Source organism: Kribbella sp. ALI-6-A (assembly GCF_001984195.1).
Classification (GTDB): Bacteria; Actinomycetota; Actinomycetes; order Propionibacteriales; family Kribbellaceae; genus Kribbella.
Window position 1 is genome coordinate 1,286,299 of sequence record NZ_MTQN01000010.1, and the last position, 15,770, is coordinate 1,302,068.

Consider the following 15,770-nt stretch of genomic DNA (forward strand, 5'->3'; position numbering starts at 1 on the left):
ACAGCGTGGCTGCGCTGTTGGCACAGGGGGACGGCCTGCGGCCCACTCTTCGTGTTTCTTCATCTTTGTTCTGTCTGTTCTGTTGTTGTGTTCTCTCGCTGGTCTCGGTCCTGGCTCTCTGGTGTTGCTCGTCTTTCTGTCGTTGCCCTCCAACGCACCCGGCCCCCGCCCAAGGTTCTGAGCGGGGGCCGGGTCGTTGCTAGGTGGTCGTTACCGGATGGCCTTCAGTGCGAAGTCCTCCACGACCGGCGTGCCTGCTACCAGACGAGTGGTGCGGGTCTGGGGCTTGTAGCCGTCCTTGGCGGCGATCAGGGTGAGCGGGTTGTTCCTACGGTCCAGCCAGTACGCGTACGTGCCCTGGCTGGTGGTGGTGAAGGTGTACGACGACGCCCACGAGTCGACCTGGACGATGGCGCCGGCCAGCGGGACGGTGGTGCCGTTGGTGGCGACGCCGGTGACCGTGCCGGACAGCTTGCTCCAGGTGGTCGGCGGGGTGACGTTCATCGTGACCGCCACCGGGTCCACGCTGTACGGCGTGTTCTCGGCGATGGTGACCGAGCCGGTGTACTTGCCGGGCTGGTCGACGCTCGCGGTGAGCGTGACCTTGACCGTCGTGCTGGCGCCCGGGGCCAGGGTGGCCTCGGTCTTGTCGATGCTCAGCCAGCTGACGTCGGCCGACGACTCGGCGCAGTCCTCGAGACCCGGCAGGGCCTCGCTGTCGACGGTCGCGGTGAAGCCGCCGGACGAGCCGCCGACCTTGTAGAAGCCGCACGCCGCGCCACCGCGGTAGCGGGGGTTGTTGGCGTTCGGCAGCGCCGCCCAGGTGCCGGTGGCCGGGTCGAACGCGAAGCCCGCGTTCGTGACGGCGCCGGTCTGGACACCGCCGACGACCAGCAGCTTGCCACCGGCGACGGCGAACGACGCCGCCCAGTGGTCGGCCGGGGAGTCGGCGATCGGGGACCAGGCGTTGGTGGCCGGGTCGTAGACGTAGCTGCTCTTCTGAGCGGCCGCGCCGTCGTTACCGCCGGAGCAGTAGATCTTGCCGTCGATCGCGCCGCAGGAGGCGAAGGCCACCGACTTCGGGTAGTTCGCGATCGGCTCCCAGGCGTTGGCCGCCGCGTCGTAGCGCACCGCGGTGTTCGACATCGGGGTGCAGGAGGCCGTGGTGCAGCCACCGATCGCGTACAGCTTGCCGTCCAGGACGGCCTGGCCGGCGGCCGCGCGCGGCGCCGGGTTGTTCGCCACCGCGGTCCAGGCGTTCGCGGCCGGGTCGTAGGACCAGGTCGCGGCGTCCGGGCCGGACGTTCCCCAGCCGGAGCTGGCGATGATCTTGCCGCCGACGGCGCCGACGGTGATCGCGTTGCGGGCGCCCGGCAGCGGGGCGATCGCGGTCCAGGCCAGCGAGGCCGGGTCGTACACGTAGTTGTTCGCGCTGGACGCGGAGCCGTTCCCGCCGGCGAGCGAGTAGATCTTGCCGTCGAGGTTGACCACCCGGTTGTCCATCACGACCGCCGGGTAGTCGGCGATGTCGGCCCACGGAGCCGCGAGCGGCGCCGGTACGGCGGGCGTGCCGGCCATCTTGCCGGACAGCTTGCTGGCGAACGACGTCGGCACCTCGAGCCGCTGCAGCGGAGCGCCGGTGCCGGTCAGCACCTGGGACTTCGTGGTGGTGCTGCCGTTGGCGTTGGCGATCTCGAAGCCGCCGTCGCGCTCGCCGAACTTCACGTCCACCGGTGCGCCACCGGTGTTCTTGACCGTGAAGGACTTGGTCACCTTGCCGCTGGGCAGCCGCAGGTTGCCCTCGATCGTGCCCGGCGTGACCGACAGCCGGCCGGCCGCCAGCGTGTAGTCGGCCAGGGTGACCCAGTCGGCTTCCACGTCGACGTTCTGGCTGGCGCTGACGTAGCCGCCGGCCTTGGCGGTGTAGCCGTGCGGGCCGGAGTCGGCGGAGTACAGCCAGTAGAAGCCGTCGTTCAGGCCGGTGTCCTCCGGCGTGGCGACGGTGACGGCGGACTCGCTGGGCTTGTCGTCACGGGTGACGACGGCGCCGTTGACGAACCCACCGGTGTTGGCGTCCTTGACGTTGCCGACGACGATGCCGCCGCCGGTCGGCTCACAGGTGATCTGGGTGCCGATCAGCACGCTGTCGACCTGCCACCACCACTCGTACGAGGCGTCGTAGTAGTGGAAGCGGACCTGTACGGCGGACTGCCCGGCCGCCTGCGGGATCGCGATCTCCTTCACGCCGCGGGCGTCCGCGGTGGACTGACGGAGCACGTTGGTCCAGGTGGCGCCGCCGTCGATCGACAGGTCGACGTCGGCCTTCTCGCCGCCCAGCCAGTTGAGGTCCTGGTTGAAGCGGATCACCGGCGCGGTGACGCCGGTCAGGTCGACCGACGGGCTGACCAGCGAGGTGTCCTGCGACTGGCCGGAGCCGTACTTGTCGCTGTCCACGATCGCGAAGCCGCCGCCGCCACCGGTCAGGTTGCCCCGGTTGCCGACGTCCTCGAACTTCCAGACCTGGCCGTTGCCCTTGTTGTCCACGACGGTCCAGCCGCTCGGCGCGGTGGTGGCGTCGAAGGTCTCGTAGAGGCCGTCCGACCCGTTGCGGTAGCCCGGCGCCGTGGCGCAGGCGTCGGAGCGAACCGGTACGGCGATGTTCTTGGTGACGTTCGTCGCGCCGACCGTGACCGGCTGGCTGACGGTCTGGTAGCCCGGGTACTGCGACTCGACCTTCAGCGTGTAGTCGCTGCCGGACGGCACCTTGAAGCTGTACCGGCCGTTGGTCGGGGTGGTGTAGTCGAACACGCCACCCGGTCCCTCGACGCTGACCTTCGCGTACAGCGGCCAGCCGTGGCCGGAGCCGTCGCTGACCGTGCCGCCGATGTTGACCGTCGGCGCGGACTCCAGCACGAAGTCCTTGGTGGTGGTCGTGTTCGCGGTCACCGTGACGGTCGCGGTCTGGCTCTTGTACCCGAACGACGCGGCGGTCAGCGTGTACTCGCCGGCCGGCAGCACGGACGAGTAGCGACCGTCCGCACCGGTGGTCAGCGTCCGGTCGGGCTGACCGGCGGCCTTCGCCGTGACGGTGGCGCCGGCGAGCGCGGCACCGGCCGAGCTGACCTTGCCGGTCAGGGTGCCGGTGTCACCGATCGGGGCGGCGTTCAGCAGCGCGAGCGCGTCCAGCCGGCCCTCGCCGTACACGTTGTTGTCGTCGGTGGTGCCACCGCACTGGCTGTCGGCCTTGTCGATCGCCGCGTTGTCCAGCAGCGCGCGGGTGGCGTTGACGTCACCTTTGATCGCGGGAGCCGCCGACCACAGCAGCGCGATGACGCCCGCGAGGTGCGGGGTGGCCATCGAGGTGCCGTTGAAGCTGGCGTAGCCGCTGCCCGGGATGCTGGAGCGCACGTTCACGCCCGGCGCCGAGATGTTCGGCTTGATCTCGCCGTTCTGGCCGACACCACGGCCGGAGAACGACGCGACGTTGTTGTTGATGTCGTAGGCACCGGCGGAGTAGTTGCTCTGCAGGCTGCCCGGCGAGCCGCTGCTCTGGCAGGCCGACCCGCTGTTGCCGTTGGCGAAGGCACCGAAGATGCCGGACGCCGTCCAGGCCAGCGTGATGTCCTCCATGAACGGGTCGTTGGAGGGCAGGGTCGAGCCCCACGAGTTGTTGATGATGTGCGGCCGCTTGCTCGCGTCGGGGTTCTGCCCGGCGAGGTTGGTCGGCTCGAGCATCCACTCACCGGAGCTGATCAGCGCGGCGTCGCTCGGGCAGCACCCGTTGGCCGCGATCCACTTGACCGCCGGGGCGACACCGATCTGGTTGCCCGCGCCGTCGTCACCGACCATCGTGCCCATCGTGTGGGTGCCGTGGCCGTTGCCGTCGGACGGCTGCGCCGGCGAGGAGCCGGCCGCGTCGAACCAGTTGTAGTTGTGGTCGAACTGGCCACCGCCCAGGTTGCCCCGGTAGGAGTTCACCAGCGCCGGGTGGTCGTACTGCACGCCGGTGTCGATGTTGGCGATGACGATGCCCTGGCCTTTGTCGCCGTACTGCGACCAGACGTCGTCGGCGTTGATGTTGGCCAGACCCCACTCGAGCGCGTTGATCTGCCGCTCGTCCTTGCCTTCGGTGACCTTCGGCACCTCGATCGCGGTCGGGTTGTACAGCCCCTCGACCTCGGCGTGCTGGGCCAGCGTCTGGGCCAGCGCCAGCGAGCCGCCGTTGATCCGGATCGCGTTCGTGCCCCAGAAGGTCTGGTACTTCACGTGCTGCGCGTCGAGCTCGGCCTTGACGCTCGCCTGGCTCTCGGCCGCGGTCTTGCGCAGCGCGGCGGCGACCGCCGTACCGCGGGCGTTCCAGTCCGCGATCGTGCTGGCCTTGCTCAGGTCGGCCTTGGCGGTGAACCGGACCCAGTAGTCGGTGGCCTCCTTGGCGTCCTTGCCCTGGAGCTTGCTGAGCAGCTCGGGCTTGATCTTGGACGCCGGGTCGGCGGCCGGCGTGGCCGGTGCGGCTTGTGCGGTGCCGGTGGCGGCCAGCCCGGTGGCGACGACGGCCACCGCCGCGAGAGTGCTCACCAGTGATCTGGCGAGCCCTCGACTTCGTTGATGTGACATCTGTGCCCCTCACTGAACATCCCCGAGTCGGCCCCCGAGCCAACGTGCGGAGGTGCGGGCGGATCCGCGGCCGCCGGTGATGAACCGGTTCTGCGAACGCACCGTGCCCCCCAGGTCGCGAGCTGTGACACTGCGGACCTGACGTGGACCTTATGTGTCAGAAGTCGAGCGCAACAAGCACACTTCGTGAGCAAGATGTCACCAGGAGTACGAGCGTTCTGGGCAAGTTTCGCCAGACTTTGTCAATTCGTTGACCATTTAAGGCAGAGGTTGACATCGTGATCGGATGGTCACCGCCCGTGTCCCCGCCCCGCGCGACGACGGAACCATCGATCACCAGACCTTCCCGCTGCTGATCGCCGTCGCCGCGTCCCCCGAAGAACGTGTCCGGCTCGCCGAACTGGTCGACGACGTCGCGCCGCTGCTGCTCGTCTCCAGCCTGGACGAACTGCGCAAACTGCTCCTCCCTGCCCAGGATCCGCCCCCGTCGGCTCCTGCTGAGCAGTCCGCGCCGTCACACACCGGCGCCGCGCAGGCCGGCACGGATGCGCTGACCATCGACTCGCGGCGCTCGGTCGCTCAGTGGAGAGGACGTGAGGTGCCGCTGACCGACCTGGAGCACGATCTGCTCACCAGGTTGATGACCGAGCCGGTCCGCGTCTGGACGTACGAGGCGTTGCACCAGGCCGTCTGGCGCAACCGCCATCAGCGCGGTACGGGGGACGTGCACTCGCTGGTGAAACGCGTCCGGCGCAAGCTCGACGACCTCGGTACGACGGTCACCATCGACGCCGTGCGCGGCACGGGCTTCCGGCTGGCCGACCACCAGCGCCCGGCCATCACCGGGCTGCGCGCGGGGTGAGTCCGGACTGTAGACGGTGTACGGCGGGCAGTAACCGGGCGGAGTAGCGTCGCATCGTGCGCTTCTCCGCTCTGACTCAGCTGGAATGTCCCAAGTGCGGTCTCCGCCACGACCCGGACCAGGTGATCGGGCTGTGCTCGTGCGGCTCGCCTCTGTTGGTCCGCTACGACTTGGACGAGATCCGCGCCGGGCTGACCAAGGACGACGTCGCCGCGCGCCCGCCCGACCTGTGGCGCTACCACGAGCTGCTGCCGGTCCGCGATCCCGCGAACGTGGTCACGCTGGGGGAGGGGATGACGCCGCTGCTCCGGCTGCCGGCGTACGGGCGGGAGCTCGGGGTCGAGAACCTGCTGATGAAGGACGAAGGGCGCATTCCGACCGGCACCTTCAAGGCGCGCGGCGCGGCCGTCGGCGTCTCGCGCGCCAAGGAGGTCGGCGTGCGCAAGATCGCCATGCCGACGAACGGCAACGCCGGGTCGGCCTGGGCGGCGTACGCGGTGCGGGCCGGGATGCAGGCGCTGATCGCGATGCCCGAAGCGGCTCCGGAGATCTGCCGGCGCGAGGTGAGTGTCGTCGGCGCCGAGCTGAAACTGATCGACGGGCTGATCGGTGACGCGGGGGTGTGGATCCGCGAGCAGCTCGCGACGCGCGAGGGCTACCAGGACGTCTCGACGCTGAAGGAGCCCTACCGGATCGAGGGCAAGAAGACGATGGGGCTGGAGATCGCCGAGCAGCTCGGCTGGCAGTTGCCCGACGTGATCCTCTACCCGACCGGCGGCGGCGTCGGACTGATCGGCATCTGGAAGGCCCTGAACGAACTGCTCGAACTCGGCTGGGTCGAGGGCCCGCTGCCGCGTCTGGTCGCCGTACAGGCGTCCGGCTGTGCTCCGATCGTGCAGGCCTGGGAGCAGGGCAAACCGGAGAGCGAGCCGTGGCCCGACGCGAAGACCGTTGCCTTCGGCATCACGGTGCCGAAGGCGCTCGGCGACTTCCTGGTACTGCGGGCGATCCAGGAGACCGGCGGCTGTGCCGTGGCCGTGGACGACGAGGAGATCCTTGCCGCCCAACGGCGCTGCGCAGAGCTGGAGGGCTCCTTCGTCTGTCCCGAAGGAGCCGCCAACTTCGCCGCCGTCGCCCGGTTGCGGGAGTCCGGCTGGATCAAGGCCGGTGAGAGGGTCGTTGCCCTCAACACCGGGACCGGCCTGAAGTACCCGGAGACCGTGCCGCTCTAGGCCTGGCCGCGGCGGACGGCCAGTACGTGGGCCGGCTCGCCGTTCGGGTCGAGCTTGACGTAGTTGCTCTGGCCCCAGCGCCAGGTCGCGCCGGTGATCTCGTCGTACACGGTGAAGGTGTCGTCGGGCCGCATGCCGAGCGCGGCCATGTCCAGGTGGACCATCGACTCGCGGACCGCGTGCGGGTCGGTGTTCACCACGACGATGACGGTGTCGGTGTGCCCGTCCGGTCCGGTGGTGCGCTTGGAGTAGCACAGGATCGCGTCGTCCTCGACCGAGTGCAGGCTGAGGTTGCGCAGCTGCTGCAGTGCCGGGTGCCGGCGACGGACCGCGTTCAGCAGCGTCAGGTACGGCGCGAGCGTGCGTCCCTCGGCGGCCGCGGCGTCCCAGTCGCGCGGACGCAGCTGGAACTTCTCGGTGTCCAGGTACTCCTCGGACCCCGGCCGGAGCGCGACGTGCTCGAACAGCTCGAAGCCGGCGTACACGCCCCACGCCGGTGACGAGGTGGCGGCGATCGCGGCCCGGATCTTGAACGCACCCGGTCCGCCGTACTGCAGGTAGGCGGTCAGGATGTCCGGGGTGTTGACGAAGAAGTTCGGCCGCAGGAAGTGACCGGTCTCCTTCGTCAGCTCGGTCAGGTACTCCTCCAGCTCCCACTTCTCGTTGCGCCAGGTGAAGTAGGTGTAGGACTGGTGGAAGCCGACCTTGGCCAGCTCGCGCATCATCGGCCGGCGGGTGAACGCCTCGGACAGGAACACCACGTCCGGATCGGTCTGCCGGATCTCGCCGAGCAGCCACTGCCAGAAGTTCACCGGCTTGGTGTGCGGGTTGTCGACCCGGAACACGGTCACGCCGTGCGAGATCCACAGCTTCACGATCCGCAGCACCTCGGCGTAGATGCCTTCGGGATCGTTGTCGAAGTTGATCGGGTAGATGTCCTGGTACTTCTTCGGCGGGTTCTCCGCATAGGCGATCGAGCCGTCGGCGCGGACCGAGAACCACTTCGGGTGCTCCTTGACCCACGGGTGGTCCGGCGAGGCCTGCAGGGCCAGGTCGATCGCGACCTCGAGGCCGAGCTCACGGGCGCGGCCGACGAAGTAGTCGAAGTCCTCGAAGGTGCCGAGCTCGGGGTGGATCGCGTCGTGGCCGCCGTCCTCGGAGCCGATCGCCCACGGCGATCCCGGGTCGCCGGGCTTGGGGTCGAGGGTGTTGTTCGGGCCCTTGCGGTACGACGTACCGATGGGGTGGATCGGCGGGACGTAGAGCACGTCGAAGCCCATCGCCGCGACCGCGTCGAGCCGCTTGGCCGCGGTCCGGAAGGTGCCGGACTTCCACTGCCCGGTCTCCTCGTCGTACACCGCGCCTTCGGAGCGCGGGAAGAACTCGTACCAGCTGCCGTACAGCGCGAGCTGCCGGTCGACCCAGATCGGGTAGGTCTCCGAGGAGGTGATCAGCTCGCGCACCGGGTACCGCCCGAGCGCGGACCGGACCTGCGGCGAGATGCCGGCGGCGAGCCGGGCCTCGGGCGGCAGCGCGCCGTTGGCCAGTGCCTGCGCGGCGTCGCTCAGCGTGCTGCGGTCGAGCCGGACGGCCGGCGGTACGCCCGCGGCCGCGCGGTCGAAGAAGGCCGCGCCCTCGGCGAACATCAGGTCGACGTCGATCCCGGCCGGCACCTTGATCTCGGCGTTGTGCCGCCAGGTCCCGTACGGGTCGCTCCAGCCCTCGACGGCGAACGTCCAGGCGCCCTGCTCCTGCAGGGTGACGTCGACGGTCCACCGGTCCGTGCCCTGGCCGACCGGGGTCATCAGCATCCGTCTGGTCTGGCCCGACGGGGACGTCAGGACGACGTTGGCGTTCACCGCGTCATGGCCTTCGCGGAACACCGTGGCCGAGATGGTGAACGTCTCGCCGACCGAGGCCTTGGCCGGATACGCTCCGGCGTCGACGGTCGGGCTGACGTCGGTGATCGGGATGCGCCCAGTCATGGTGGTCGATGAACCTTCGCTTTCGAGGTCGCGGAGCCGGACAGTCGAAGTTTGTCGTCTCTGACGTTATCGGTTCCCGCGACCCGCCGGTGTCATGCGGACCCGCGGTTCGTCCACAGTGCGGACCACTTCGCACGCATTGCGTGCGCGCTCACGCCTGAAGCCTCTGCAAGATCTTGCTCGTGTTGCAAAATCGATGCATACCGAAGATGCTCCGGCGCGATCCGGCCGGTACGGTGTCCCGGTGCGAGCGATACGACGATTCTCCGTCCGCCCTGTCCTGCCCGAGCCGCTGACCGGCCTCGGCACCCTGGTGAACAACCTGCGCTGGGCTTGGCACCCCGAGACGCAGGACGTGTTCGAGGCTGTCGACCCGCGGCTGTGGCGCAGCACCGGCGGTGACCCGGTCCGGCTGCTCGGCGAGGTCCCGGCGGCCCGGCTCGACGAGCTGGCCAACGACCAGGCCTTCCTGCGCCGGCTCGAGCTGGCCGTGAGCGACCTGCACGGTTACGTGAGCGACGACCGCTGGTTCCAGGCCGAGGCCGGCTCCCCGGTCAGCTCGGTGGCCTACTTCTCCCCGGAGTTCGGCATCACCCACGTGCTGCCGCAGTACTCCGGCGGTCTCGGCATCCTGGCCGGCGACCACCTGAAGGCCGCCAGCGACCTCGGTGTCCCGCTGATCGGCGTCGGGCTGCTCTACCGGCACGGCTACTTCGGCCAGTCGCTGAACCGCGAAGGCTGGCAGCAGGAGCGCTACCCGCTGGTCGACCCGGACGGGCTGCCGATCAGCCTGCTCCGTGACGGTGACGCTCCCGCGACCGTCACCGTGGCGCTGCCGGGTGGCCGCGAGCTGCACGCCCAGATCTGGGTCGCCCAGGTCGGCCGTGTCCCGCTGCTGATGCTCGACTCCGACATGGAGGAGAACGAGCCGGCCGAGCGCGAGGTGACCGACCGCCTGTACGGCGGCACGACCGAGCACCGCCTGCTGCAGGAGCTCCTGCTCGGCGTCGGTGGTGTCCGCGCCGTCCGCGCCTACTGCCGGATCACCGGTCACGCGGCGCCGGAGGCGTTCCACACCAACGAGGGCCACGCCGGATTCCTCGGCATCGAGCGGATCCGCGAGCTCGCCTCCGACCAGGGCCTGGACTTCGACACCGCGCTCGAGGTCGCCCGCGGCGGCACCGTCTTCACCACCCACACCCCGGTCCCGGCCGGCATCGACCGGTTCCCGGTCGAGCTGATCCAGCAGCACTTCTCGCCGGACGTGTTCGGCGACGGCGTACCGATCGACCGGATCCTCGCGCTCGGCGCCGAGGACTTCGAGAACGGCGACCCGTCGGTTTTCAACATGGCGATCATGGGCCTGCGACTGGCCCAGCGCGCCAACGGCGTCTCCAAGCTGCACGGTGTCGTCAGCCGGGGCATGTTCGCCGGGCTGTGGCCGAGCTTCGACCCCTCCGACGTCCCGATCACCTCGGTCACCAACGGCGTGCACGCGCCGACCTGGGTGGCCCGCGAGATCTCCGCGCTGACCTACGCCAACGCCGACGAGGGCGACTCCGAGGGCATGTTCGAGGGTCTGGACAAGACCACCGACGCGGCGCTGTGGGAAACCAAGCGGATGCTGCGCCAGCGCTTCATCGACGACACCCGGGCCCGGGTCCGCGCGTCCTGGGTCAACCGCGGCGCCAGCGAGGCCGAGCTGGGCTGGGTCGACTCGATCCTCGACCCGGACGTGCTGACGATGGGCTTCGCCCGCCGCGTCCCGTCGTACAAGCGGCTGACGCTGATGCTGCGCGACCCCGAGCGGCTGAAGGCGCTGCTGCTGCACCCGACCCGGCCGGTCCAGATCGTGATCGCCGGCAAGGCACACCCGGCCGACGAGGGCGGCAAGAAGCTGATCCAGGAGATGGTCCGGTTCGCCGACGACCCCGAGGTCCGGCACCGGATCGTGTTCGTGCCCGACTACGACATCGCGCTCGCGCAGCCGATGTACCCGGGCTGCGACGTCTGGCTGAACAACCCGCTGCGCCCGTACGAGGCCTGCGGCACGTCCGGCATGAAGGCGGCGCTGAACGGCGCGCTCAACCTGTCCATCCGCGACGGCTGGTGGGACGAGTGGTACGACGACGAGTTCGGCTGGGCGATCCCGTCCGCGGAGGGCATCGAGGACACCGACCGCCGCGACGACCTCGAGGCGCACGCGCTCTACGACCTGATCGAGAAGCAGGTCGCGCCGCGCTTCTACGACGGTGAGGTGCCGGGCCGCTGGATCGAGATGCTGCGGCACACGATCAAGGAGCTCGGCCCGAAGGTGCTGGCCACCCGGATGGTCCGCGACTACGTCGAGCAGCTGTACGTCCCGGCGGCGCAGTCGTCGCGGCAGCTCAACTCGACGTACGACGGCGCCCGGCAGCTGGCCGCGTGGAAGAAGCAGGTCCGGGCGGCCTGGCCGCAGATCCGCGTCGACCACGTGGAGCTGCAGGGCCTCGGCGACGTGCCGCAGCTCGGTACGACGGTCGGCATCCGCGCGTTCGTCTCGCTCGGCGAGCTGACCGCGGACGACATCGACGTCGAGGCGCTGCACGGCCGGGTGGACTCGACCGACGAGATCACCGACGCGGTCCGGGTCTCGCTGTCGCTGGCCGAGACCTACGAGGGCAACCGGCACCGCTTCGAGGGTGAGCTGAAGCTCGACCGCACCGGCCCGTTCGGCTACACCGTGCGCGTGCTGCCCAAGCACGCGATGCTGGCCAGCCCGGCCGAGCTCGGCCTGGCCGCCGGCCCGTCCGACCCCGAGGACCCGGACACCCCGGATCTTCCGGTCGGCTCGGAGTTCTGAGCCTGAACTGAAAGCGCCGGGCACCCTCGTCAGGGGGCGCCCGGCGCTTTCAGCTTTTCCGGCGCAGCCGTCCCCACGGCTTGAACACCGACAGCACCACCGCGACGATCAGCAGCGTCGGGGACACGATCGGCGGGAAGATCAGGTCCGTCGCGTTCAGCACGGCACCCGGCTGCCGGGCCTGGTGGGCCATCTCCTCGACGCCCGGCCGCAACGCGATCAGCACCAGCGTGCTGAGCAACAGGTTGAGCCCCAGCTTCACGACCACCCACCAGTACTTGGTCAGCCCGTACTTGCTGCCGTAGGCCAGCAGTACGCCGGTGACCAGGCAGGCCAGGCCGGAGATCGTCATCGGCCAGATGGTCACGAGCTCCAGCGCCTGGAAACTCAGCGACTTGGTGCCCGGGTCGTCGGTACCCATCGCGGTGAAGACCAGCACGGCCATCGCCACGTCGAGCCCGAGCCACGACCCGACCGACGCCAGGTGCAGCACCAGCGTCAGCTTGCGGGCCCTCCCGCTCAGGCGCCACGGCTTGGCAGTTGTCGTCCGGGTCGCGGTCAGCGTCGCGCTCATGTCCTTCTCCGTTCTCGTCACCTTCGATGGTTCCGGAACGGGCGTGATCGCGCGTCGGCCACAGGAAGGCTCAGCGCCTACCTCCGCGGCGGTACTGACCGCTCAGTTCGCGGGCACCTTCTGACGCGTACCGAGGTCGATCCAGTACGGCGCAATGCCGGTCGGGGAGTGGACCATGATCTTCTGCCCGGGGTGCAACTCCGGGTCGGTCCTGTACCAGTCGTGCAGCTTCGTCGCCGCCGCGTCGTCCCCGGCGTCGGCCGCGATCAGCAGCGCCGCGAGCTCGTCGGTGGGCGTCAGGTCCATGTCGAGGTCGTCGGCCATCGCTCCCCAGCCGTCCCACAGCAGCAGTTCGTCGCCGTGCAGATGGGCGAGCTGGAGCCACACGTAGTCGCGGATGAACCAGCCGCCGCGAATCGGCAGCGTCGGATCCACCCCGCAGGTCTCGCCGTCGATCTCGCCGGCCCGGAAGCCGCGCCACACCTCGGCCGCCGAGCGGAACGGTCCCGCCGGTATGTCCTGTACGTCGAAACCCCAGTGCTCGCCGGGCTCGAGTTGCGCGTCCACCCGCACCCACCGGTCGCCGTTCCAGTACTCCGCGATCACGTGATCGGCGTTCCACCCGGGCTGGAAGCACGACGCGAAGCCGATCCGGGTACGGGCCGGAACTCCCTGGTGGCGCAGGGCGGAGACGAACAGCAGCGCGTAGTCGCGGCAGCAGCCGACCACCCGGTCCTCAGGCGCTCGCGGTGCGGTCAACGGGATGCCGTTGCGGCGCTGGTCAGCCGCCAGGATCGCCTCGACCCAGCGGTTGTTCACCTCGTCCAGCCGCTCGCCGGTGAACTCGATGCCGCCGCCGCGGTAGTGGATCAGCAGGTTCTGGATCGCCTTGGCCAGACCGGGGATGTCGGTCGGCAGCGCGTCCAGCAGTTCGGCGTACCGGCCGGGGTCGCTGTACGCCGTGTGGGTCGCGTAGTCCATGTCAGCGCTGTCCTTTGTTCGGTGGGGGTTTGATCGGTTGGGCGACGTCGACCGCCGGGTCGGAGTCGGTCAGGTCGCGGAAGCCGGCGTGGTAGATCTCGCGGCTCGGCCCGGTGGTCGGGTGACCGGCGTCGCGGACCCAGTCCTGGACCAGGTCGTAGGCGAGCATGATCCGCGGATAGACGCACTCCTCGCGGCTGATCGTGCAGTACGCCTCGGTGTGGGCCGGCTCGATCCGGATTCCGATCGGTCCGGCCGGGTCGACGAGCCCGTCGAACGGCAGACAGATCTCGACCGTCGCCTCGCTCTCCGGGGTGACCGCGCCGTGGAACAGCACCCAGGACTCACCGGTCAGCCCGGCCCCGGCGGCGGTCAGGTGGGCCCGGATCTCCAGCGTGGAAGCCACGATGACGCCCATCAGCCCCTGCTGGTCGACGTCCACCCGGATCGACGCGATCTTGGTCTCCGGGACGTCGCGCACCAGCACCGGCCGCGGATCCAGTCCGGGCGACCCGGCTCGCAGCAGCCGGTCGCGCAGGTACTCGACCGTCGCCCGCCGGGACTCGTTGGTGGCCTGCTCGGCGGCCCACCAGCGATCCAGCCGGATCAACGCCTCCTCGTCGGTGCCCGCGAGCACCTCGGAGATCGTCGCCAGCGGCATCTCCACCTGCCGGAGGATGCTGATCCGCCGGGCGCGTTCGAGCTGCTCCTCGTCGTACTGGCGGTAGCCGCTGACCGGGTCCACCGAGGCCGGCGGGAGCAGACCGGACACGTCGTACAGCCGAAGGGCCTTGTGCGAGAGTCCGGATCGCCGTCCGAACTCGCTGATCGTCAGCATGGCTGTACTCAACACCCTGCCCCAGGGGCAGGGTAAATACCTGGCAGGATCGCCGGGCCCGGTCGATCATGGGGTGATGTCCGTGCAGCCCGTGTGGTCGGGACTTGTCGAGATCGCGTGCGACGAGTCCGGCTTCTCGGGGACCAACCTGCTCGATCCGGACACCCGGGTGTTCACCCACGCCAGCGTCCAGGTCGGCATCGGCGAGGCCCGGCGCGCGGTCGACAGTCTGCGCGAGCAGTCCCGGTACGGCGCGGGGGAGTACAAGTCGGCGCGCTTGTTCAAGCAGCGCCCGGTGCTCACCTGGCTGCTCGGGCCGGAAGGGCCGCTCCTCGGCCGGGCGGCCGTCCAGCTGACGGACAAGTACTTCCTGCTCGCCGGTCGCCTGAGCGCGCTGTTCTCCGACGGCCTCGACTACCGCACCGGGACCAGCCTGGACACCGACGAACCGGCCCGCCGTACGGCGCTCGCCCTGCACTTGCAAGGCCCCCGGTACGGCGACCGCTGGTGGGCGCTGCTGCAGAGCTTCATCGACCTGCTCCGATCGAAGAACCGGACCATGTACGACGAACGCGTCGACGAGTTCCTGGCGGTCGCCGCACAGTTCGATCCGGTCGAGCCCGAGCTGGCGGAGTTCGCCGGGCGCATCGGTCGGCCGCCGCTCGACGCCTTACGGGACAGGCTGTTCGACGATCGCACGCTGTTGCCCCCGCTCGAGGTGCTGATCCCCGCACTGGTCGAGACCACCCTGCACTGGTACGCCGACGGCAACGCCGTGAGGATGGTCCACGACGAGCAGAGCGCCTTGACCGTGCACCGGATCGCCCAGGTGAACCTGCTGATGGACGACGCTCCGCTCGCGCTGCGGCAGACCGATTCACGCAGCGATCCCCGCGTTCAGCTCGCGGACCTCCTGGCCGGCTCGGCCCGGCAGATCGCGACGGCGGAGCTCAACGGCCACGGCGATCCCGCCCTGACCGCTTTGCTCAGGCCCTATCTGACCCCGCATCCCATCTGGGCCGACCCAACCAGCTGGGCTCAGCTGAGTCAGTAGCGAGGCAGGTGCGTCTCGGGCAGCGCCGCGCGGAGTGCGTCGGCGTGCCGGCGGTAGCCGAAGTTGTTCGGGTGGAACTTGTCGGGAGCGAGCAGGCCGCGCCACGGCGGGCGAGCGTACCGGGAGACCTCGGCGACCGGCAGACCGCGCTCGGCCGCGGTGGAACCGATCAGCTGATTGATGCCGCTGACGTACGGGCTGACCGCACCGCCGATGTGCCAGAAGCGGTCCGGGACGGTCAGGTCCATCACCACCGACGAGGTGGGCAGCCGGCCGATCACCTGGCGGAGATGCCGGCGGAACCGCTTCGGGGTCGTTCCGAGGATGTCGTTGCTGCCGATGCCGCAGGTGACCAGTGCGGGCTGCAGTCCCTCCAGCAGCGGCAACTGGTCGTCCAGCACGTGCCTGGTCTGGGCGCCGGAGCGGGACAGGTTGAGCACTCGCCACGGGGTGCCGGTCGCTCGGAGCGCCCGCAGCACCTGTCCGACGTACCCGTGCAGGGGTGACGACGCGCCGAGGCCCTGGGCGGTCGAGTCGCCGAGCACCACCCACAGCGGCCCGTCGGCGGTCAGGGCCTGCTCGTTCTGCCGGTTCCAGAACTCGGCGTACGTGCGCGCCTGGACGTCGACGTACGCGACTCCGTCGAGCCAGCGACCCAGCGCCAGGCGGGAGCTCGAGCGCTCCGCCTCACCCCAGCGCATCACCGCACGGTGCAGTGCGCCGATCGGCGTGGTTCGCTCGCGGGCCTCGCGGCGCAACAAGAACATCGATCCCCCCTCCGGTGAACA

Annotated in this window: 10 protein-coding genes; 4 read left to right on the forward strand and 6 right to left on the reverse strand. The window is 69.8% G+C overall.

The window, feature by feature from the left end:
- Positions 1 to 210 precede the first annotated feature (210 nt).
- Positions 211 to 4,575, reverse strand: coding sequence for a S8 family serine peptidase (locus tag BWI15_RS20465; protein WP_237771367.1), 4,365 nt, complete (start codon positions 4,573 to 4,575; stop codon positions 211 to 213).
- Positions 4,576 to 4,900: 325 nt separating this feature from the next.
- Here BWI15_RS20465 and BWI15_RS20470 point away from each other — a divergent pair, with 325 nt between their 5' ends.
- Together BWI15_RS20470 and BWI15_RS20475 are read left to right on the forward strand one after the other, a co-directional pair.
- Positions 4,901 to 5,476: a winged helix-turn-helix domain-containing protein gene (locus BWI15_RS20470; protein ID WP_077015960.1), complete on the forward strand. Its 576-nt coding sequence runs from the start codon at positions 4,901 to 4,903 to the stop codon at positions 5,474 to 5,476.
- A gap of 56 nt (positions 5,477 to 5,532) precedes the next feature.
- A complete protein-coding gene (locus BWI15_RS20475; protein ID WP_077015961.1) occupies positions 5,533 to 6,708 on the forward strand; it encodes a threonine synthase in 1,176 nt (391 codons plus the stop codon).
- Here BWI15_RS20475 and BWI15_RS20480 read toward each other — a convergent pair.
- Complete coding sequence (locus BWI15_RS20480; RefSeq protein WP_077015962.1) at positions 6,705 to 8,693, reverse strand: alpha-1,4-glucan--maltose-1-phosphate maltosyltransferase; 1,989 nt, start codon at positions 8,691 to 8,693, stop codon at positions 6,705 to 6,707. The two genes, BWI15_RS20475 and BWI15_RS20480, sit on opposite strands and share 4 nt — an antisense overlap.
- Positions 8,694 to 8,937: 244 nt before the next feature.
- On the opposite strand from BWI15_RS20480, the gene glgP reads away from it, so the two are divergent.
- The gene (glgP, locus tag BWI15_RS20485) at positions 8,938 to 11,535 is read left to right on the forward strand and encodes an alpha-glucan family phosphorylase (RefSeq protein ID WP_077015963.1); all 2,598 of its coding nucleotides are present in this window, start codon (positions 8,938 to 8,940) and stop codon (positions 11,533 to 11,535) included.
- 49 nt (positions 11,536 to 11,584) lie between these two features.
- Here the strand turns inward: glgP and BWI15_RS20490 are convergent, their stop codons facing one another.
- The 3 genes from BWI15_RS20490 to BWI15_RS20500 form a co-directional block, all read right to left on the reverse strand.
- Positions 11,585 to 12,109, reverse strand: coding sequence for a hypothetical protein (locus BWI15_RS20490; RefSeq protein WP_077015964.1), 525 nt, complete (start codon positions 12,107 to 12,109; stop codon positions 11,585 to 11,587).
- Positions 12,110 to 12,211: 102 nt separating this feature from the next.
- Positions 12,212 to 13,090, reverse strand: coding sequence for a transglutaminase-like domain-containing protein (locus BWI15_RS20495; RefSeq protein WP_077015965.1), 879 nt, complete (start codon positions 13,088 to 13,090; stop codon positions 12,212 to 12,214).
- Between the two features lies 1 nt (position 13,091).
- Positions 13,092 to 13,928: a MerR family transcriptional regulator gene (locus BWI15_RS20500; RefSeq protein WP_077015966.1), complete on the reverse strand. Its 837-nt coding sequence runs from the start codon at positions 13,926 to 13,928 to the stop codon at positions 13,092 to 13,094.
- Between the two features lie 76 nt (positions 13,929 to 14,004).
- On the opposite strand from BWI15_RS20500, the gene BWI15_RS20505 reads away from it, so the two are divergent.
- A complete protein-coding gene (locus tag BWI15_RS20505) occupies positions 14,005 to 14,982 on the forward strand; it encodes a DUF3800 domain-containing protein (protein WP_077015967.1) in 978 nt (325 codons plus the stop codon).
- Here BWI15_RS20505 and BWI15_RS20510 read toward each other — a convergent pair.
- Positions 14,976 to 15,749, reverse strand: coding sequence for an SGNH/GDSL hydrolase family protein (locus BWI15_RS20510; protein WP_083750893.1), 774 nt, complete (start codon positions 15,747 to 15,749; stop codon positions 14,976 to 14,978). The two genes, BWI15_RS20505 and BWI15_RS20510, sit on opposite strands and share 7 nt — an antisense overlap.
- Positions 15,750 to 15,770 lie beyond the last annotated feature (21 nt).